17 protein-coding genes are annotated in these 21,804 nt (G+C 44.9%); 7 read left to right on the plus strand and 10 right to left on the minus strand.

Features of this window, described 5'->3' with window-relative positions; translation table 11 throughout:
- Positions 1–108 precede the first annotated feature (108 nt).
- From lpxC to QZ938_RS02755, 5 genes are all read left to right on the plus strand, one after another.
- Positions 109–966 carry a UDP-3-O-acyl-N-acetylglucosamine deacetylase gene (gene lpxC, locus QZ938_RS02735; RefSeq protein ID WP_293347751.1) on the plus strand — a complete coding sequence of 286 codons (858 nt, stop codon included), beginning with the start codon at positions 109–111 and terminating at the stop codon, positions 964–966.
- A gap of 278 nt (positions 967–1,244) precedes the next feature.
- A complete protein-coding gene (gene fabZ / locus QZ938_RS02740) occupies positions 1,245–1,766 on the plus strand; it encodes a 3-hydroxyacyl-ACP dehydratase FabZ (RefSeq protein WP_293149735.1) in 522 nt (173 codons plus the stop codon).
- A gap of 250 nt (positions 1,767–2,016) precedes the next feature.
- Positions 2,017–2,811 (plus strand): acyl-ACP--UDP-N-acetylglucosamine O-acyltransferase, encoded by a 795-nt coding sequence (gene lpxA, locus QZ938_RS02745; RefSeq protein WP_293149737.1) that lies wholly within the window; start codon positions 2,017–2,019, stop codon positions 2,809–2,811.
- A gap of 268 nt (positions 2,812–3,079) precedes the next feature.
- Positions 3,080–4,252: a lipid-A-disaccharide synthase gene (gene lpxB / locus QZ938_RS02750; RefSeq protein ID WP_293347754.1), complete on the plus strand. Its 1,173-nt coding sequence runs from the start codon at positions 3,080–3,082 to the stop codon at positions 4,250–4,252.
- 23 nt (positions 4,253–4,275) lie between these two features.
- Positions 4,276–5,553 (plus strand): DNA cytosine methyltransferase, encoded by a 1,278-nt coding sequence (locus tag QZ938_RS02755; protein ID WP_293347757.1) that lies wholly within the window; start codon positions 4,276–4,278, stop codon positions 5,551–5,553.
- A gap of 148 nt (positions 5,554–5,701) precedes the next feature.
- Here the strand turns inward: QZ938_RS02755 and QZ938_RS02760 are convergent, their stop codons facing one another.
- From QZ938_RS02760 to QZ938_RS02805, 10 genes are all read right to left on the minus strand, one after another.
- A complete protein-coding gene (locus tag QZ938_RS02760) occupies positions 5,702–7,033 on the minus strand; it encodes an adenylate/guanylate cyclase domain-containing protein (protein ID WP_293347760.1) in 1,332 nt (443 codons plus the stop codon).
- A gap of 129 nt (positions 7,034–7,162) precedes the next feature.
- The gene (locus QZ938_RS02765) at positions 7,163–7,348 is read right to left on the minus strand and encodes a hypothetical protein (RefSeq protein WP_293347763.1); all 186 of its coding nucleotides are present in this window, start codon (positions 7,346–7,348) and stop codon (positions 7,163–7,165) included.
- A gap of 96 nt (positions 7,349–7,444) precedes the next feature.
- Positions 7,445–8,464 carry a chemotaxis response regulator protein-glutamate methylesterase gene (locus tag QZ938_RS02770; protein ID WP_293149747.1) on the minus strand — a complete coding sequence of 340 codons (1,020 nt, stop codon included), beginning with the start codon at positions 8,462–8,464 and terminating at the stop codon, positions 7,445–7,447.
- 494 nt (positions 8,465–8,958) lie between these two features.
- The gene (locus tag QZ938_RS02775; RefSeq protein ID WP_293347766.1) at positions 8,959–11,964 is read right to left on the minus strand and encodes a hybrid sensor histidine kinase/response regulator; all 3,006 of its coding nucleotides are present in this window, start codon (positions 11,962–11,964) and stop codon (positions 8,959–8,961) included.
- Between the two features lie 443 nt (positions 11,965–12,407).
- Entirely contained in the window at positions 12,408–13,076 is a 669-nt protein-coding gene (locus QZ938_RS02780) for a chemotaxis protein CheW (protein WP_293149751.1), read from the minus strand.
- Positions 13,077–13,327: 251 nt separating this feature from the next.
- Positions 13,328–14,920, minus strand: coding sequence for a methyl-accepting chemotaxis protein (locus QZ938_RS02785; protein ID WP_293347769.1), 1,593 nt, complete (start codon positions 14,918–14,920; stop codon positions 13,328–13,330).
- On the minus strand, positions 14,913–16,547 hold the full coding sequence (locus QZ938_RS02790) for a CHASE3 domain-containing protein (RefSeq protein ID WP_293149755.1): 1,635 nt from the start codon (positions 16,545–16,547) through the stop codon (positions 14,913–14,915). Before QZ938_RS02790 ends, QZ938_RS02785 begins: the two co-directional genes overlap by 8 nt.
- Before the next feature lie 92 nt (positions 16,548–16,639).
- Positions 16,640–18,394, minus strand: coding sequence for a methyl-accepting chemotaxis protein (locus tag QZ938_RS02795; protein ID WP_293347772.1), 1,755 nt, complete (start codon positions 18,392–18,394; stop codon positions 16,640–16,642).
- A gap of 29 nt (positions 18,395–18,423) precedes the next feature.
- Positions 18,424–19,752: a CheR family methyltransferase gene (locus QZ938_RS02800; protein WP_293347775.1), complete on the minus strand. Its 1,329-nt coding sequence runs from the start codon at positions 19,750–19,752 to the stop codon at positions 18,424–18,426.
- Positions 19,753–20,065: 313 nt separating this feature from the next.
- Positions 20,066–20,551, minus strand: a complete 486-nt coding sequence (locus QZ938_RS02805; protein ID WP_293347778.1) for a chemotaxis protein CheW — start codon at positions 20,549–20,551, stop codon at positions 20,066–20,068.
- Positions 20,552–20,695: 144 nt separating this feature from the next.
- On the opposite strand from QZ938_RS02805, the gene QZ938_RS02810 reads away from it, so the two are divergent.
- The gene (locus QZ938_RS02810) at positions 20,696–21,040 is read left to right on the plus strand and encodes a phospholipid-binding protein (RefSeq protein WP_293335249.1); all 345 of its coding nucleotides are present in this window, start codon (positions 20,696–20,698) and stop codon (positions 21,038–21,040) included.
- Positions 21,041–21,410: 370 nt separating this feature from the next.
- Entirely contained in the window at positions 21,411–21,782 is a 372-nt protein-coding gene (locus QZ938_RS02815) for a DUF4278 domain-containing protein (protein ID WP_293347781.1), read from the plus strand.
- Positions 21,783–21,804: the final 22 nt, after the last annotated feature.

Here is a 21,804-nt window from a genome sequence, read left to right on the forward strand (position 1 = left end):
TTTCCTTCACCACCTACGCGAGGCAGAGCCTCTAGATATGGGTTCCCAGGCAGAGTCCGGGAACCAGTTACCACAAACAACTGACAACTGACTAATGACAACTGACTAATGACTATTCACACCCTAAAATCTGAATTTGAACGATCGGGAATTGGTTTGCACAGCGGCGAACAAACTCGCGTCCGAGTCTTGCCGGCTGCGGTGGGAGAAGGCCGCTATTTTGTCAGAATTGACTTGCCCGGTGCTCCGATAATTCCGGCAACAATTGAGGCGGTTTGTCAGACTGCACTTTCTACTGAATTGGTAGGTGCCGCAGGTGCTCAAATTCGCACTGTAGAGCATCTATTAGGCGCTTTGGCGGGGATGGGAGCGGATAATGCTCGAATTGAGGTTGATGGGCCAGAAGTGCCGCTGCTGGACGGTTCGGCTCAGGTTTGGGTGGAGACGATCGCCCGTAGCGGCCTAATTGCTCAAGAATCCCAGGAAGATCCAAATCCCTCATTCGTCCTGACTGAGCCGATTTGGGTGCGTCACGGCGATGCTTTTGCCGCCGCCTTACCGTCGGCTCAAACTCGGTTTAGTTACGGAATTGATTTTGAGGAACAGGCGATCGGCAATCAATGGTACAGTTGGTCGCCAGAGGTAGAAAGTTTTGCTAGCGCGATCGCCCCAGCCCGCACTTTTGGACTGGCCCGCCAAGTTGAACAATTGCGACAAGCAGGTTTGATCAAAGGTGGTACCCTAGAGAACGCCCTAGTTTGCGATCGATCCGGGTGGCTCAACCCGCCCTTGAGATTTGCCAACGAACCAGTGCGCCATAAAATCTTAGACTTAGTAGGCGACCTCAGTCTGCTGGGAACTTTGCCAAAAGCTCATTACTTGGCCTACAAAGCCAGTCACAACCTGCACGTTCAACTTGCCAAAGCCCTGAAATCCCAAGTTTCAGCCGTGCTACAGACAAGTTAGAAAAGGTTCCAGGCAATATACAGTTATAGTTTGCAGTTACAATTCACAACCCAAGACGCGATCTTTTGCGTTTATGTAGCAACGGCTAAGGCGCTTAGAACATTCTGAATTGCTGAAACCATTGCAGTGAATCTGTTATCTGGTTGCGATAACTAAAGCCTTCCTTCTTCCTTCTTCCGACTTCGATGGGACTTCCATCCGTTACATCCGTTACATCCGTTACTTGCATCCGTTGCCGAACTTCCTTCTTTCATACCACACTCAAAAGTCTTCAAGCAATGTCCATGCTGACTGAAGTTAACACCATCCCTACTGCTAATCCCGAGTCCGTTTCCACAGAAAACGGTGAAAATTCTCCAGCGGTTAAATCTACTTTTACTCTCGAAGAAATCCAGAAAATATTGCCTCACCGCTATCCTTTTGCACTCGTAGACAGGATTGTTGATTACGTGCCGGGAGTGCGGGCTGTAGGAATTAAAAATGTGACTTTCAACGAACCACAATTTCAAGGACATTTCCCGGGAAGACCGATTATGCCGGGTGTCTTAATTGTCGAAGCGATGGCTCAAGTTGGTGGTATGGTTCTCGGTCAGTTACCGGACATTGAGCAAGGATTGTGGATGTTTACCGGCATTGATAAAGTCAAATTCCGCCGTCAGGTTGTACCGGGCGATCGGTTGCTGATGACTGTAGAATTGCTCTGGGTAAAACGCCGCCGCTTCGGAAAAATGCAGGCGATTGCAGAAGTGGACGGACAAAAAGTTTGTGAAGGAGAATTGACGTTTTCGATGGTAGATTAAATTTGTTATTGGTTATTGGTTATTGGTTATTGGTGATTAGTTGTTTAGGAAAATTTATTTCTGATGACAACTGACAACTGACAATTGACGGGACTACTGATACTAAATCCTGGTTTGTTACTCCTTGATGATTCGGCGATTGAAATCGCTCCTTGCCAAGCGAAGTCCGCCTCCGCGGACTAAGAAATAAACGGGGTATTTAAGCTTGATTTGGTATGAAAACTGAAAACTGAAAACTGAAAACTGAAAAATGCTTACTTTGATTCACCCAACTGCTGTGATTCATCCCCGCGCCGAAGTGCACCCGACTGTAGAAGTGGGCGCTTATGCTGTAATTGGGGAAAGAGTGAAAATCGGGCCGGAGACTAAGATTGGTGCCCATGCAATTATCGACGGGCTAACAGAAATAGGTGCTCGCAATCAAATTTTCCCTGGTGCGGCGATTGGTTTGGAACCTCAAGATCTCAAATATGAGGGTTCTCTGACTAGGGTGACAATTGGCGACAACAATGTGATTCGGGAATACGTGACAATCAACCGCGCTACTGGAGCGGGCGAAAGCACCAAACTCGGCAATAATAATATGTTGATGGCTTACGTTCATGTGGGTCATAATTGCGATATTGCCGATCGAGTAATCATCGCCAACGCTGTAGCCCTAGCCGGACACGTCAAAATTGAGTCCCAAGCCAGACTCAGCGGGGTTTTGGGCGTTCACCAGTTTGTCCATATCGGCCGCTTATCCATGATCGGTGGCTTGAGCAGGATCGATCGAGATGTACCTCCTTATATGCTAGTTGAAGGGAATCCATCGCGAGTGCGAGCTATCAACAAAATAGGCCTCGAACGCGCAGGTTTAACCCCAGAAGATTTGCTAGTTTTAAAGAAAACTTTTCGGATTTTATACCATTCTGGCTACACTCTCAATCAAGCTTTGGAACAGTTGGATTTGTTGCCGGAAAATCACCACTTGCAGCACTTGCGGAGATTTGTGCAACAGTCTGTAACCAAAGGGCGGCGCGGTTTGATTCCCGGCAAAAAATGAATGAGGTAGAATAAATCTATTGTTTGTAGTAAGGACTTTAGTCCTTATTAGCTAAAAGTCGCGTCAGAGAGGACTGAAGTCCGAACGATCAAACCTATGAGTAGTTAGCTGTTTGTTTGTAGTAAGGACTTTAGTCCTTATTAGCTAAAAACCGCGTCAGAGAGGACTAAAGTCCGAACGATCAAACCGATGAGAGAGAGGACTGAAGTCCTCACTACAAACCGATGAGAGAGAGGACTGAAGTCCTCACTACAAACCTATGGATTTTATGAAAATTTTTATTAGCACTGGTGAGGTTTCTGGCGATTTGCAAGGAGCTTTGTTAGTTGCAGCTTTAAAACGTCATGCTGTCGCCGCTGGTTTGGAGTTGGAAATAACCGCATTGGGCGGCCCTCGTATGGCTCAAGCTGGCGCTACTATTTTAGGCGATACTCTGGGTATTGGTTCTATGGGTATTATAGAATCTGTGCCGTATATTTTGCCAACGATCACAGTTCAGCAAAAAGCTAAACAATATCTCAAAAAATTCCGTCCCGATGTTGTTGTATTGATTGATTATTTGACTCCCAATCTCGGTATTGGTAGCTACATTCGCCGCTGTTTGCCCGATTTACCTGTGGTTTGGTACATCGCACCTCAAGAATGGGTTTGCTCGATTTCTCCTCGCAATACTCAATTGATTGTCAATATTGCCGATCGCATTTTGGCGATTTTCCCCGAGGAAGCTACTTATTATCGCGCTAAAGGCTCTCAAGTCAGTTGGGTTGGTCATCCTTTGGTGGATAGAATGCAATCTGCGCCCAGTCGGGAAGTTGCTCGCAAAACTTTGGGAATTGAGCCGGAACAGGTGTCAGTCGCTCTAATTCCGGCTTCTAGAAAGCAAGAACTCAAGTACCTGATGCCGGTGATATTTGAGGCTGCTCGCATTATTCAAGCTAAATTGCCGGAGGTTCATTTCTGGATTCCGGTTTCTCAAGCGGCTTTCCGCAGCAAAATCGCAGAAGCGATCGAGAATTACGGTTTGCGGGCTACTTTGTTGGAAAATCAAAATCTGGAAATCTTGGCTGCTGCCGACTTTGCGATCGCCAAATCTGGTACTGTTAATTTGGAATTAGCTTTGCTGGGCGTTCCGCAAGTTGTTGCCTACCGCGTCAGTCGCATTACGGCGATGATTGCCCGCCACCTGCTGAAATTGTCGATTCCTTTTATCTCTCCGCCCAATTTGGTGCAAATGAAGCAGATCGTTCCGGAGTTGCTGCAAGACGAGGCTACTGCCGAAAATATAGTTTTCCACGCCCTGGAATTGCTCCAAAATGCCGATCGACGCCAGCAAACTTTGACGGATTATCGGAAAATGCGGGAAAGTCTCGGAGATGTCGGTGTGTGCGATCGCGCGGCTGCCGAAATAATCAAAAATGTTAAAATAAATACACCTTCTTAAAACAATTTTATTATTGAAATATTATGTCAAGCTATCGGAAAAAGCGACCGATCGCTGTTGATTTATTTGCAGGTGCAGGCGGCATGACGCTGGGCTTTGAACAAGCAGGTTTTGATGTACTTGCTTCAGTCGAAATTGACCCCATCCACTGCGCTACCCACGAGTTCAATTTCCCGATGTGTTCTGTATTGTGCAAAGATGTCTCAGAGCTGACTGGAGCAGAAATTCGGCAAAAATCTGCGATCGGGCGGCGCGAAATCGACGTAGTAATCAGCGGTTCGCCCTGTCAAGGATTCTCGCTGATGGGGAAGCGCGATGTCGGCGATCCGCGAAATTCTCTAATTTTCCACTTTCAGCGCTTAGTTTTGGAGCTCAAACCCAAGTTTTTTGTAATGGAAAATGTGCCGGGAATTGTAGCAGGCGAACACAAAGAACTCCTGAATCTTTTAATTAGCTCTTTTCTGGAAGCAGGCTATCAAGTAGAAGAAAACTATCAAGTTCTTAACGCAGCTCACTACGGAGTACCGCAAGCTCGCAAACGATTGTTTCTGATTGGTTGCAAAAAAGACTACGATCTGCCAAACTATCCTCAGCCAACTACTTTTTTGCCTAAAAAGAAACTTCCTCAACGCTATAAAAAAGTTAATTTACCTGCGGTTCCGACAGTTTTGGATGCGATTGGAGATTTGCCGGAAGTAGAAAAGTATAGCGAGTTGCTACACCGAGATTGGGTAATGGTGGAGTACGGAAAGTGCAGCAGCGATTACGCGAGTTTTTTGCGCGGATTCGATGATTTTGAGAATGATTATGCTTACGATCGCCAGTACGATCGACAAATCCTCTCATGCAGTCGGCGCACCAAACATTCTCCCGAATGTATGGAAAGATTTGCAGCCGCAGCCTACGGCGAAAAAGAGCCGATCAGCCGTTTTTACAAGCTTCACCCCGACGGAGTTTGCAACACTCTCAGGGCTGGAACCGACAGGGCGAGGGGCGCTTATACTTCGCCAAGGCCAATTCACCCGATCGCGCCTCGGTGCATTACAGTCAGAGAAGCAGCGCGATTGCATTCCTATCCTGACTGGTTTAGATTTCACGTCACAAAATGGCACGGTTTTCGCCAAGTCGGAAATTCTGTACCGCCACTATTGGCGAAAGCTGTAGCAGCGCAGATTATTAGCGCTTTGGGCGTAAAACCAATTAAGCCGAGTTTCAAGCTTTCAAGTGGAGAAGATTCGTTACTTAAACTAAATTGGTCGGAAGCAGAAAAATATTATCTCACAAGATCGGACGGCGGTTGAAACCGCGTCTATACAGGCAAAACCCGACGAGAGCGGGTTGAAAACCGAGCTAAATACGTTATTCTCTCTTAGTCCGCGGAGGCGGACTTTGTTTATGTAGCTGCGGTTTCAACCGCCGTCCGATCTTATCCCAAGCGTATTGAATGAATTAAAAATCAACTTCTAATCTTCCTTTTAATAAATAAGCAGCCATTTGGCCCTTACCTTTAACATTGATTAAACCGCGTTTTTCAAAATCATACTTGTCTTCTATAAGCAAATAAGTTGCGTCGGAAATTTGAATTCCGTCCGGGATACCGTGAGATTCCATGCGGGAAGCGGTATTTACCGTATCGCCCCACAAATCGTAAATAAACTTTTTTGTCCCGATGATTCCAGCTACCACTGGGCCCGAATGAATGCCGATGCGGATGCTAATAGTGAGGCCGAACTCTTCTCTGTATTTAACTATGGCTTCTTGCATATCGATCGCCATTTCCGCGATCGCATCTCCGTGATCTGCTCTCGGATTTGGCAGCCCCGCCACTACCATATAAGAGTCGCCAATTGTCTTAATTTTTTCTAAACCGTGTTTTTCGGCGAGATCGTCGAACTTGGAAAATATATCGTTGAGTAAATGTACTAATTTTTTGGGCGATATTGATGCCGACAACTGGGTGAAGCCAACAATATCCGCGAACATCACGCTAACTGCTGCGAATTCGTCGGCAATTACACCTTGTTCTTTTTTTAATCTTTCGGCGATCGCCTCTGGCAATATATTTAGCAGTAACTCCTGGGATTTTTTTTGTTCTATCTCTAATTTGACTAGATAATCCTGCATGGTTTGATAGGCAAGATTCCTTTCCAGCAGGTGCATATAAGCTTTGGAGTGATAGCGAATTCTAGCAATCAGTTCGACTGGATTGGGCAGTTTTACTAAATAATCGTTAGCACCCAAGGAAAATGCTTGCGCTTTTAGTTCCGCTTCTTCTTTACTGGAGAGCACAATCATCGGAATGTCTCGCGTCAGCGAATTCCCTCGAAAAAAGCGCAGCAACTGCAATCCATCTATTTCTGGCATTACTAAATCTTGGAGGATGACTGTTGGCTTCACCTCTAATGCTTTCTTAATTGCTTGAGCTGGATCGTTACAGTAATAAAATTTAATGTCTTTTTCATTAGCAAGCATTCGGCGCACCGCTTCGCCGATCATTTCCTGATCGTCAATCAGTAAAACTGTAACAGTGTATTCGGTCAAGCTAGATATTTTTTTGCTTTCTGAATTTAAAGGTAAATTTAAGTCAATAGAGTGACGGCTTCTCTCCAATTTGAGGTTACTGAGAATGGCGCTATCTCTGGCGGTAACTGGGTTTTTCCCATTGTTTCCCCTATCCTCAAACTTCAACTTTACCACGTTGCAGTTGACTATTTGACTTTCTCGTTGATTTAGTGTACAACTGCGATCGAATTCAATAGCCTGAGAGTGAGTTAATTTCATAACTAGATCGGGCAACGGCCATTGTCTGGAGAGGATCGAAACTTTTACTTAAATATTTTCTAAGTGTCAATAGCGACCCGGTATTATTTAAGTACGCTTACCAGGTGATAATACCAGGTTGGTAAAGTCTTATCCGCTGATTTTTGTAAAATCTTTACACAGCCTAGCACGCTTGACATTGATTGCAAGGGCGACGATCGCTAATTGTTGGGTCAGCCGGCTGCTGCTTGCTAGCAGGTGTCCGGTAACCTCAGCATTCCGTGAAATTACAGACTGCTGCAAGATATACGCGCGATCGCGCTCCCAAAACATCACCCCAATAGATTGATTATGATCGCTGAGAGTCTGGCACGACCTCGGCCATTGTGCTCAACAACTTAAGCCTTATGGCCCAAACATCTCTAGTATTTTCTACACGAGATATTTCATGCAGGCTGGGGCGATCGCCTCGATCGGCAAAACCTGCACAGCCGCATTCAAATCAGCAGCAGCTTTCGGCATCCCGTAAACTACTGATGTAGCGCGGTCTTGGGCGATCGTGTGCCAGCCTGCCGATCGCAAAACTTTGAGCCCTTTAGCGCCGTCTTTGCCCATACCGGTTAACAGCACTGCCACCCCTTTGCCCGGCCAGTATTGAGCGACACTCTCAAAAAAAGTGTCCACTGAAGGGCGGTAAGGATATTCTAAAGGTTCTTTCGTATACTTAAGTGTTAAATTCGATTGTAATACTAAGTGGTCGTTAGTCGCGGCAATTATCACCTTACCGACTTCCAAAGGTCGATCGGCAACTGCGACACTCACCGACAACTTACTTTTTTGACTCAGCCAATCTGCCAAACCAGGAGCAAACTCAGCATCTACGTGTTGGACGATCGCCACAGCCGCCGATAAATTGGCAGGTAAAGCCGATAGCAGAGTTGCCAAAGCTTGGGGCCCGCCAGTCGAAGAGCCGATCGCCAGCAGCGGCGGAGTCAAGCATTTGGGAGTTGCGCTGTGAAATAAAGAAGTCGAGTTACTTTTGCCAATCAATCTAGCAACTTTAGAAATAGTTTTTAACAACTCCATACCGCCGCTTGGGGAATTGCCCATCAACCCCAAAATTGGCGTATTAATAGCATCCAGAGCTCCATATCCCATAGCTTCAAAAACCCTGCCCGCATTACCTGTCACCGAAGATGTCACTAGCAGAATCGCGCAGGGAGATTGCTTCATGATCAGGCGCGTCGCCTCAACACCATCCATCACCGGCATGATCAAATCCATCAATATCACATCCGGTGTATTGCGGGCGCACTTTTCCACAGCTTCGGCCCCATCCGCCGCTATCCAAATAATTTCATACTCCGGTACCGTCACCAAAACTCGGCGCAAAGCTTCAGCAGCAATCAACGTGTCGTTGACGATCGCTATTTTCATGTTGAAATTGCTCATAGTTAATTAATTTTAAGTTGCGGGTAGTTGCCGGAGCCTGCCGATCCAGTTTTTTATGCTGCGGCCTTTTCTTTAAAACTGAGATATTGCACTATTGTCAATAAGCCTTTTATGAACAGGCAAGATGCCTGTTCCACAAGATGATTTTTGTGGAACAGGCATCTTGCCTGTTCCTGAGAATGGTGCTCGTCGGTCAGTTAAAACTAAACTTGTAGACGGAGGCAGCAAACAGCTTCTCAATTAGCGATCGATACTGTTGGGTTAACACTTTTTCGGGCCCGGAGATCCCCCTAAATCCCCCTTAAGAAGGGGGACTTTGAGTGCTTCCGGTTCCCCCCGACCTAAGGGGGGCTAGGGGGGATCTCCAGGCTCGGGGCCAAGCGTATTGAATTACCGATTGAATTACGAACTATCACGCACCCTACCACTATTCATACCACATTTTGGTCGTATTTTTATTTTTTAATTAAAAAAACTTAACCCGAGGTTTTTTTTTAAGCCTCACCGATTAAATCAACCACCGCATTTAACAGCGTATCGTCGTGAAAACTGCTTTTAGTTAAATAATAATCCGCTCCCACTTCCAATCCTCTGATTCTATCTTGCTCGCGGTCTTTGTAAGAAACAATAATTACCGGAATCGACTTTAGGGCCGAATGATTTTTAATTTGACTTACCAACTCAATCCCCGTCATGCGCGGCATATCAACATCGCTAATTACCAAATCAAACTGCCCGGTACGCAGAGCATTCCAACCATCCATACCATTAACAGCTATTTCAACCTCATATCCTTGATTTTCTAAAAGTTTGCGCTCTACTTCTCGAACAGTAATTGAATCATCTACTACCAAAACGCGCTTGCGAGTTGTTGATTCAGCAGTTTGTTCGGTTTTACTAACTTTCTGTAACAGACTTTCAGCCAGCAGTTTATCAGTCGATCGCACCAAATCTTCAACATCGATAATCAGCACCGGCGCACCGTCTTCCATAAAAGCAGCCGCGCTGATATCCGCTACCTTACCCAAACGCGGATCTAAAGGCCTGACAACTAAATCGCGTTCGCCCAGAAACTTATCCACAGCTAAACCATAACTGCTAGAGCGATCGCTCACAATGATCACCGGCAACAAATCCAACTTCTCAGGTGGCGCAGCTAACTCCAACACCTGATAAGCTGTCACCAAACCAATGTTTTGGTTGTCAAGAGTAAAATACTGTCGGTTTTCGGCGATCGCAATATCAGCAGACTCAACCATCACAATGCGATCGATCCGAGTCAGCGGAAAAGCATAAGGTTCCCCCGAAATTTCCACCAACAGCGTCCGAATTACCGACAGAGTTAGCGGCAACTGCAAATGAAAACTCATACCTTTTTCCGGCACAGATGTCGCCCGGAGAATGCCACCAACCTCCTGCACCATACTTTGCACAATATCCAAACCAACACCGCGGCCCGAAATTTCCGTCACTTGACTAGCAGTAGAAAAACCAGGCAAAAACAGAAAATCCATCAATTCTGGTTCAGTCAATTTCGCAGCCATTTCCGCACTTACCATACCTTTCGTGACAATTTTTTGGCGGAGTTTTTCCGGTTCTATTCCTTTTCCATCATCCGAAACGGTAATTGATAGCATCCCGCCCCGATGTGCAGCTTCCAGTCGGATCGTACCTTCCGCCGATTTTCCCGCAGCCAAACGTGCGTCTGGGAGTTCAATACCGTGGTCAAGAGCGTTGCGTAAAATGTGCGTTAGCGGTGCTTCTAATTTTTCTAAAATATCTCTATCTACCTGAGTAGATTTGCCAACAACTTCAAATTTTACTTGCTTGCCCAACTGTCTCGCCAAATCTCTCAGCATTCGCCCAAAAGCTGAAACGCCGTCAGCAAACGGTCGCATATTGCTGGCAATAACTTCTCGGTACAAGCGATCGGACAAGTTGGCAGAACGGCGGGCAAACAGTTCTAGTTCGTTAAGGCGATCGGACAAAATATGGCGGCAATCATTAGCTTTTTTGCGAGCACTGCTGAGATAATCTTCCGAGCGCTGATCCAGAACAGAATCGCTTAAAGATTCCTGCAATTTCTCCAATAAATTATAAAGTTGTCCTTGGTTTTTTCTAAGTTTTAATAATGAATCAGCAAACGGTTGCAGCCATTTTGCTTCGACTAAAGATTCGCCCGCCAAACCCATAATCCGGTTTAAATTTTCCGCATTTACTCGCACTACGCGATCGGCGGTTTTAGGCTTTTGAGCGTTTTCCCTGAGATTTGAAGGTGCAGGTTTGGCGCTAACAATTTTAGTCGGTCGTTGCTCTACAGCTACTGCTGTAGAATTGGTAGCGGGGGAAATTCGATCGCTATTTTTTGTGCGTTGGGAAGCATTATCTTGAGGTTTTGGTTGTGGTGTCGGGGTTGTTTGGATACTCGTCACTTCGGCAGATTTTTGTGAAACAACTGCCGCAGTTGTTGCCGATTGTTTAGTTGTTAATAATTCAAGAATCTTACTTATATCTGCGACAATATTATCTATTCCTGCCTCTTGTTCTGCCAGCCAAGATTCGATTTCCAGTGCCGGAATTTCCTGCATATTTACCAGAATATTTACTCCAGCGAGCAGGGTGTCAATTTGACTGGGATTTAAGCTAGATTTGTGCTTCTGAAGTGCCACAAATGTATCTTCTATCGCCTTCGCAAGTTTAACAACTTCATGGAACTGAACTATTCTGCCAGCACCTTTTATTAAATGAGCGGATTTAACAAGGGAGTCTAAGTCTAAATATTCATTGGGGTCATTTTTGAGCGAGAGTAAAGTTTGGTTTAATAGTATTGATTGTGCTTCTACTTCTCCGGCAAATAAAGCTAACATCGATAAATCAGTTTTAAGCAGCCGAGTTTCTGGACTTTCAACCTGTGGCAAATCGGGCAATATTTCATGAGGAATATCAGAATTGAATTGTACGTGATCTGTTATTTCTGCGGTAAAATCAACAGGTAATTGCGGCTCCCATTCCGGCAGAATTTCTGTTTCAACAATGGTCTCTTGTTCTATTGTTTCTGCTTCATCTGGGCTGCCCAAATCTAATTGTTCGTTATTGATAATTGCTAAGATGGCAGTTTCTAAGGTTTCAATTTGCGATCGATTAACCGGGAACCAATTTTCGATCTCGGTTTCCGGAATCTGGCTGATTTGGGCCAAAAGGTCGATCGCCCGCAGCATCACATCAATCTTATCAGGTGAGTCTAGGGCGATCGAGCCAGCCTGCGCCGCCACAAAGCAATCCTCCATCATGTGAGCGATTCGCACCGCAGCATCTAGTCCCACAATCCGCGCCGCGCCCTTGAGCGAGTGGGCCGCCCGCATCAAAGATTCCAGTTCAGCAGGAGAATTCGGGTTATTTTCTAATACCAAAATGTTCTCATTTAATACTGCTACTTGAGTGTCCGCCTCCATGCGAAATAAATCCATCATGGAGAAATTGCTCATATCTTGGTTTGCCATTTTTTATTAATCCTTAATAAGTGATATGAATTCCGGTTGCACCGTCAGGTGATTGTTAACTGTTGACTGTTGACTGTTGACTGTTAACTGTTGACTGTTAACTGTTAACTGTTGACTGTTGACTGTTGACTGTTGACTGTGGGACTCTTAATCGGAAAAATGATGGTGATTGGCTCTTCACTGTTGACTCGATTTATAATTTTGATGCTACCAGATTTGATATAAGACGGAAGTTCGGCAACAGATTGTGTAAATGATTTAACGGATGAATGTTGAAGGAAGATAGAAACAAGCTTTTCTGCTCGTTCTCCAAGCTGATAAACGCAGATAAACGATAATTAATCTTTTTTATACTGCAAGCAGTTATTTTTTTTTACAATGCCCAATGCCCAATGCCCAATCCCTCCGCTACGCTCCGCCCTGTTTGGCCAATGCCCAATTTATCAGATAATCTTCTTATTCAACGTATAAAACAGCAAATCATCATCCAGATAACAAACACTTTGCCCCTGCCAACTGATAATCCCTTTAGTATAAGTTTCTGGCACTTTAGAAACAGTAGATGGAACATTTCTGATTTGTTCCGGGAGAATGCGGTGAATGCCGTAAATTTCATCCACCCCAAACACCCAGCGGCTGCCTTCTCTCTCAATAACTACCATCCTTTCGTAAACAACAGGACTAATATTTTGTCGGCTAGCATCTGCTGCTTCCAATCCCAAAAGTGCTTTTAGCGAAATGCACAACTGGATTTCGCCGCGAATATTCACCAAGCCAATAAGTATATTATTGCTGCGGTGTGGCAAAGTGTGGATAACAGAGATCTGCGTCACTTCCTTAAACAGCGCCGCCGGTAAAGCCAACCATTCGCCGTTAAGCCTAAAAATACCTACAGATATAGTACCCGCAGCCGTGACGGCGTTAGTTACTCCTTGACTCGAACGCAATAAATTAGTCCACTCTTCCAGATATCCAGTCGGTAATTGCTGTTCCAGCAAACTCCGGCCCGCGTCGGAATAGACGGGACAGTTGCGGCAGTGAATAAATGTTTTTAATTGAGGACAAGTCCGATCGCCCCCAACTCCGATCCGATTCCAGCAATCATCAGTCATTCGATTTTAGATTTTAGATTTTAGATTTTAGATTTTAGTTTGTAGGGTGTGCACCACGCACCAGTTGATTTAACTAACCGTAGGGTGGCCAGCGGGGGGAAATGCTTAGTTTTGCGATCGCATTCAGGCTTCGACCGCACCCTACAATAACTATTGTACAAAAAAATAGATTTTAGACTGAGCCTTGCTACACCTGTTATTCTTCTAAAAAACCGACTCGGGCCGCCGACTCCCTCTTTACTTTAAAAAGGCTACTTTAAAAACGCTAGCATTTCGTGGCGTAAACCGAGTGTAGCATCATTAACTTGCCCGATCGCCCCATTGATATCCCGGAGCGCCGACGCAGTTTGCGAAGAAGCCTCACTCAACTGCACCATCGCCTCGCTAATTTGCACAGCACCCTGAGACTGTGCATCCATCCCCTCATTCACCTCTTCAAAACGCGGAGTCAAAGCTTCCACCCGCTGGATAATCGATTCCAACTGCAAACTAATAGTTTGCACATCTTCCACCCCGCGACGCACCTCATTAGTAAACTTATCCATTTCCATCACGCCAACACCCACCGCAGACTGCATTTCTTTAACCATATTTTCAATATCCAAAGTAGCCACCGCCGTTTGATCTGCCAGTCGGCGAATTTCCCTAGCCACCACCGCAAAACCCAACCCATACTCTCCCGCTTTTTCCGCTTCAATAGCCGCGTTGAGCGAAAGCAAATTAGTTTGATCTGCCACCTTCGTAATCGTCGTGATAATACTGTTAATATTATTAGCTTTTTCGCTAATAACTCCCAATTTACCCGAGATCGCACTGGTAGAATCTGCTAATTTATTCATCGTGGATTCCATGCGACCAATTTCTTGTTTACCGCCGCCGGCAGATTGAGCAGCTTGGTGGGACATCTCCGAAACTTCATCCATTGTCCTCGCCAGTTGCATAGCAGTAGCAGCAATTTCTTTAGCCGTGGCTACTACTTCATTAGTCGAAGCCACTTGTTGATTCATCGTCGCTTCCAATTCCTTCCCAGAAGCAGCAATTTGGTTCGTAGAGCCGCTAATTCTGAGACCAGACAGATCTATTTGATTTTCCAGAGTTTGGGATACCGCGCTCGTGAGAAACAGTCCAAACAGTCCAGCCGTTAGCGGCCCGAGAATCATGCCAAAAATCACCCAAAATGTGGTTTGATTAATATCGTTTTTAGACTGATCTTTAGCTAGTTGTCCCGTTGTTTCATTGATTTTGAGGTCTTCCAAGATTAAGTTAGTAGCTGCTTGAAACGAGGATCGATTCGCTTTGGCGCGATCGCTCAATTGATTGTAAAACGCCCCAGCCCTCCTAGCAGCCTCGATATCGGGCGACTTAGTATTCCCTTGACCAATCAGTTCGATCTGCCTTTTAAATGGGTTGAGAATTCCCAAACTCTCAAATTTTTTATTTAAATCTAAAAAAGCTTCGTGATTTTTCTTCCAGATATCCCATTTAGCCTGCAAGTCTTTGTATACCTTATCTTCTTCCGCAGTTCTGGATGTGGTTTCATACTCTTTAAAACCCTCATTAATCTGCTCCCAAGCTTTCTGAATTCTCGTCAACTCACTTCTCCTTTCCTCTGGGCTGAGTTCCAGATCCAGTAAGGCCCGTTCCGACGACTCTATTTGCGTTTGTCCTTCATTAATTTTCCACAATCCACTAACGCTCGGCAGGCTATTATTAGCTAGCGTATCAATATGTCTACCTAGCCGAGAAGTGCCGCTCCAACCAATACAAGCCACAGCTAAAACAATCACAGCTAGAAAAACAAATGCAGCATTCAGGCGCTTTTTGAAACTGATATCTTTAAACATTTTCTACATCCTTATTGCTTACTTTAAACCGAGAAATTTCTTGACGCAAACCTTGAGATGCCTCATTTAATTGAGAGATAGCACCGTTAATTTCGCGCAATGCGCCCGCCGTTTGCGACGACGATTGACTCAGATACACCATCACCTCGCTAATTTGCTGAGCGCCTTCCGATTGAGCCTCCATACTCTGATTTACCACTGAAAAACGCGGAGTGATAGCCTGCACCTGCTCGATAATTTCAGTCAGTTGCCAGCTCACACTTTCCACATCCTCAACGCTATCATTTACTTCTTCAGTAAACTTGTTCATTTCCGTCACCCCAGTAGAAACTGCTGCCTGCATCTCTTTAACCATTTTTTCAATATCTAAAGTAGCAACAGCAGTTTGATCGGCTAAACGCCGAATTTCTCTAGCAACTACAGCAAAACCCATACCATATTTTCCAGCTTTTTCTGCTTCTATGGCAGCATTCAAAGAAAGTAAATTAGTTTGGTCAGCTACCTTGGTTATTGTAATAATAATTCGACTAATATTATTAGCTTTTTCGCTGATGTTGCTAAGTTGGCTAGAAATAGAAGTTGTGGCGGTTGATAATTCCCGCATGGTATTTTCCATGTGGCTTAAGTTCCGCTGACCGCCCTCTGCTGCTATTGTGGTAGTTTGGAAGGTAGAAGTAATTCCCTGCATTGCTTGCTTCAGTTGTCGAGAAGTAGCAGCTATCTCTTTTGTAGTAGCTTCCACCTCTCTAATCGAAGCTGCTTGTTTGGCGATTACTTCCTCCAAGTCCTTGCCAGAGGCGGCAATTTCATGAGAGGAAGCAGTTACTTGAAGGCCAGAATTTTGTACTTGCCCGATCAAGGAATTGAGGCTTTGAGTCATGCTTTGGAATCCGGCGAGTAGTTTGCCAACTTCTCCCTGATAATTTGCTGAAATATTGGCAGTTAAATTACCAGCAGATACTTCTTCTGCAACTTTTACTGCTATTCCCAAGGATTGCGCGATATTCCGGATAATTACCCAAGAAATTAACACCCCAACTCCCACAATAATCAAAGTGCTCGCCCCAGCAAAGTAAGTTGAAAAAATCTCAGATTCCTGGGCGAATTTCTTTCTTTCATCCAAGAATCGATTTTCTGTTTCCTTTATTTCTGTAATTTTCCCCCTTAGCTTCGCCATAATTTCTAGTCCTGTTCCAGCACTTACTATTTGTTTTACCTGCTGTTCTCGACCAGATTTGCGGAGTTGAATAGTTTTTTCTAAATAATCGATTCTTTCTCTAATCAGGATTTGCAATTGACCGAGTTTTTCTTGTTGTGTCGGATTTTTCATCTTCTCTTTCAACTCTGCTAGTTGCACGTTAATGCTTGCATTTGCTTCATTGTATGGCTCTAAAAAATTCTCTTTTCCCGTGTACAGATAGCCGCGCTGACCAGTCTCAGCTTCCAGCAAAAGCATATCTAACTGTGCCAATTCTTGCAAAATTTTATGGCTCGAAGTAACGTTATCTAAAGATTTAACTAAGGTATTTTTAGTGTGTTGTGCTACAAGATTCCCTATAAGTATTAAGGTAAATATTGTGCCAAATCCCCTCCACAAAATTTGTTGAATAGTTGAATTTTTCTGCACTTAATTTACCTCTTTTTTGTCTGCTACAAATAATGAATAAAATTTGATATTTTAGAGTTTAGATACTGACGAATATTGGGTGTGAGTAACTATCAATTGACTTTGAATCGCGAAATTTCGTGGCGCATCCCGTGGGCTGCTTCGTTCAAAAGGCCGATCGCACTATTGATTTCCCGCAAAGCATCAGCAGTTTGCAGGGAAGTTTCGGCCAACTGCGCCATAGTTTCGCTAATTTGCTGAGCTCCTTCCGATTGAGCTTCCATGCCTCTATTTACCGAATCGAAGCGGGGAGTGAGAGATTGTACTTGCTGAATAATTTCGGCTAATTGCACGCCGATGTTGCGAATATCTTCCATCCCCTTGCTGACTTCATGGGAAAATTTATCCATTTCCATCACCCCAGTAGAAACGGCTGACTGCATCTCTTTAACCATATTTTCAATATCTAATGTGGCAACGGCTGTTTGGTCGGCTAGGCGGCGAATTTCTCGGGCGACGACGGCAAAACCCATGCCGTATTCTCCGGCTTTTTCGGCTTCGATCGCTGCATTTAAGGAAAGTAAATTAGTTTGATCTGCTACTTTGGTGATCGTGGTAACAATGCTGTTGATATTGTTGGCTTTTTCGCTAATAATTCCGAGTTTGTTAGAGATAGAAATGGTAGCATTTCCCAACACTTTCATGGTATTTTCCATGCGAACTAACTCTTTTTGACCTGTGCTAGCTTCGCGGGCGGTTGACTCTGCCATGTGGGAAACTTCATCCATCGTTTTTACGAGTTTACCGCTGGTGGCTGCGATTTCTTTGGCAGTAGCTACAACTTCGTTGGTGGATGCTGCTTGTTCGTTGACTGTGGCTTCTAATTGTTTGCCAGAAGCGGCTATTTGGGTGGCTGATGAAGTGATTTGTATGCCCGATGTTTGCACTTGTTTGATTAATCCGGCCAAACCCCGATTCATGCTGCGGAAGGAGTTCTCCAATTTGCTAATTTCGTCTTTGGTGTCGCTGACATGAACTTCTGCTGTTAAATCGCCGATCGACATTTTCTCTGCTACATCCACCACTCCGGCAATTTTAGCCCCTAACGGTTTGGCGATCGTATTGCTAAAGTACAGTCCAAACAGTACGGCCGTTAAAGGGCCCAGCAGCGTGCCTAAAATCACCCAGAACCTAGTTTGACTGATATCTTCGGTGGCAGCTTTGGCTGAGTCTGCTGCTAATTGGCGATCGTAGTTCAGGAGTTCCAGCATTCCCTCTGTCGCAGCTTGAAATGTAGTTACTTTCTCATTCAAAGCTTTGTCGTTCATTCTGTTAAGCACCTCAACTGCTGATGCAGCAGTTGCTAGTTCAGGTGATTTAGTTTTACCCTGTTTGAGCAAATCAATTTGGATTTGGCGGGGGTTGACAATACCCACTCTTTCATATTCTTTATTGAGTTCTTGGAATTCTTTGTGAGCCTCAGTCCACTTTTGCCACAGCGGTTTAAATTGTTGATAAAGCTTGTCTTCTTCCTCGTTGCGCGGAAGTTTATCGTAATCTTGAAAGCCTTGATTTATTTGAATCCAAGCATTATTTATTCTCGCAATCTCTCGGCGTCTTTGGTCAGGATTGATTGCTTCGTTGAGCAGCATCCGATCGGAAGACTGCACCTGTGTTTGTCCTTCGTTGATTTTCCACAAAGCGACGGTGCTGGGATAAGCATCGTTGGCGATCGACTTCAGGTGTCCGGATAGCCGAAAATTGCCGCTGGCGCCGACTAAAGCTACAACAAGCACGATCGCCCCCATGAACACAAACGCAGCGATCATGCGTCTTTGCAAAGTCATATGCTTAAAAATATTGTCCATAATTCCGTTCTCAGTTATTACTTGTCAGGCTATTTTTCCATTCGCTGAATGCGCCGGCGGACGATCGCAGCACCGGCAATATCTCCTCGCTCTTCTTTGAGCAAAGCTAGGTGAATTAGTCCTTCATAGTGATCCGGCTTGAGGTAAGTTGCTTTTTGGAAAGATTGCTCAGCTTGTTGGCGATCGCCCCTTGCTTGGTAAACTTGCCCCAATAAGACGTAAGCATCAGCATTCGTGGGATTTTGACTGAGGTAAGTTTCGCACAGTTTGGCCGCTTCCTGCAATTGTCCGCGATCGGCCAAACGTCGCGCTGCGTCTAAATCCGCACTCGGAGACTTAGCAGGATCTCGTGGCGGGGCGATCGCCCGAATTGGCAAAATCCCCGAATTCTCATTCTCTCTCGGATATTTTTGATGGGAAGTAGAGGATTTATTGTTAATACTTGGCAACTTTTCACTGCGAACATTTTCCCTATTTTCCGCGTGTTTAAACTCCCGAACTATCCGCGAATAACTGATATTAGTCTGCTCTTTTTTGACCTGGACTTGCGGGCTGTCTGGAATATCTGTTTTGCGGTAAGCAAATGCTAGGGAATGACGCACCGAGACAAATTGAGTAGGCAATTTTTGCCCGCTTTCTGAGTGACCCAAAAATAATATGCCTGTTTCTTTTAACAATCGATTTAACAGTTGAATGGTTTGATTTCTGCCTGCTTTATCAAAATAAATTAATACGTTCCGGCAAAAAATTGCATCGTAAGGAAGTTGGTTAGATAAAAAATAGCTATCTAGAATATTACCCTGAATAAAATTAACTTTCCTTCTCACCAAGTCGTTCAACTGATAAAGATCTCCCGGCAGCGGAGTAAAATAGCGATCGCGAAAATCTAAGTTTTTGTCACGGAAAGAGTTTCTGCCGTAAACTGCGCGCTGGGCTTTTTTGAGAGCAACTTTGCTGATGTCTGCCGCATCGATGCTGAAGTTGAGCGGATTTAAACCAGCGTCTAGTAGGGCGATCGCGATCGAGTAAGGTTCCTCCCCCGTCGAACAAGGAAGGCTCAACACGCGCAGGGTTTTGCCGGGATTTTGTGGCAACCATTCCGAAAGCGCGTAGCGACTCAAAAAAACAAAAGGTTCGCGATCGCGAAAAAACCAAGTTTCCGGTATCACGACAGCTTCGATTAATTCTTCCAATTCTGGAGGAGATGTTTGCAATTTTGTCAAATAAATACTGATATCTGTTAAACCGCAATCTTCCATGCGACGGTTAACGGCTCTAGTAATTGTATTAGACCCAATAGTCAGGGCATCTAAACCAATTTTTTGTCTGAGTAGAGCTTCAATTGCTACTTGTGTCATTGATTTTAGCTTAGCTCGTATGACAGTTGACAGTTGACAGTTGACAGTTGACAGTTGACAGTTGATAGTTGACAGTTGACAGTTGACAGTTGACAGTTGACAGTTGACACTTACCTTTCGCTAATGCGTTAATATCGTAGTTATCAACTTTCGGACGTACTCACCATTACCAATTACCAATTACCAATTACCAATTACCAATTACCAATTACCCATTGCCAATTAATTACCCATTGCCAATGACCAATGACCAATGACTAATAACCAATGACTAATGACCAATGACCAATGACCAATGACCAATGACTAAATCTCACTCCTCTTGCTGGGGAAGCAGATAAGTTTTTTGGGATTCAGGCAGCAGATGTTCTACCCTGACAAATTGAATCATACCGCGATCGTCTGCAATCATTTCTCCCAAATAAGGAGTGCTGTCAATCTTAATGCCGGGACTAACAAATTCGGTTTCTGGTTTGTCGAGAGTTTCTGTCACCCGTTCCGCCATCAGCCCTAAAATTAGGGGGCCGTGCAAACTGTGGTTGTTCCCCTCAGAATTATCAGGAAACTGGCAATTGACTAAGACGATGCGCGTGCTCAAGTAAGCGCGGGCGGCCGTCCCCTGTATCATTTGGCACAAATCAATAACCGGGACGAGATGTCCCCGGTAGTTAAACAAGCCGGGAATGTATTCCGGCGCGTTGTGGAGTTTTTTCAAGGTGACAGTGGGAACTACTTCGACTACGCGCCTGCTATCCAAGGCATAGCGATCGTCCCCGACATAAAAAAGTAACATCAACATAGGGATACCGTTAGAGATTTTAGATTCTGAAAGTCCGTAGAAAAAGCATTTTCAGAAATTTCGCTTAGTTTTGCAACAATTACGACTCTTTTGGAATTCTAGAGCTATCTTAGACAAAGTGTATTTTCTGGAGACTCAACTTCTATGGGTTGGTTTAAAAGACTGTTTGGACTGGAAAAGCCTGAAGAGCAGGCTCAACCAATGGCAGAAGTAGTACAGCAAGCTGCCGAAGCACAATCCATTGCTCCTGCTAAAGTCGGCCCAGACGGAAATTTTGACGAAAGCGGCCTGGCGAAGCGGGTGGCCTTGGCTTTTGACGGCGATTCAGAAGTTGCTGATATCGATACTGTTTGGGTTGCTCAGCTCAGCGGCACGGTTGTCCTCAAGGGTCAAGTTCCCAGTCAGGAAGTTCTTGACAAGTTGGTGGCCATTGCCTCTGCTGAAGAGGGCGCCACAGGCGTGCAAACCGATGAAGTGACAGTCGGGTAATTCCTCGGATCTCGATCCGTTTCGTTCTGAGTACGATCGAATTAGTCAAAGCTCGATTAAACCCGCTGCGGCGGGTTTTTTCCTGCCTTCTCACCGTCAAAATATTAATTTATGTAAACAAACGCATTTCAATTAAAAAACAGTATAATTGAATACAGAAACTTAAATAGTTTTAGCTATCAAAAGCAAGCGTGACCTAACCAGACCCAAAAGCAGGTACCGTGCCACGTATACTCCTGAAAGTCGATCGCAAAATTTTAGACCAAAGTCCGAGCTACCAGATTCATCTGTAAAGTAAATCTCAAATCTCAAATCTCAAATCTCAAATCGACTGACGACCGTTTTTATCTCAATATAAGGATCGAAAAATATGAAACTCACTTATCGCGGTGCCAATTACGAGTGCGACATTCCGACAGTAGATATGATCGAAGGGGAAGTCGCAGGCAAATATCGGGGTCAGGACTGGAACTATCGGTATCCGAGACACCTGGCTGTCCCCAAAAAATACGGCGGTATCAACTCTACCACAAAGCGAGATTTTCAAGCCCAGCAGCAGGTCACAACAGTTGGCGCAGCTTGCGCGGCGGTTGAATCTGCACCAACTGCTGCGGATTTGGCGCAAGTTCACCGATCGCATATTTGCAGTATTCTCGATCGCAGGCAGCAAGTAGCAAAGGCCAAAGGTGATGACAGACTGCTGCGCTTGCTAGAAATTGAGTGGAAGCAGATGGCTTGTTAGGAAAAAGCTCAGAAAGTCGAAT

It is taken from the genome of Microcoleus sp. CAWBG27, from assembly GCF_020883145.1.
Classification (GTDB): Bacteria; Cyanobacteriota; Cyanobacteriia; order Cyanobacteriales; family Microcoleaceae; genus Microcoleus.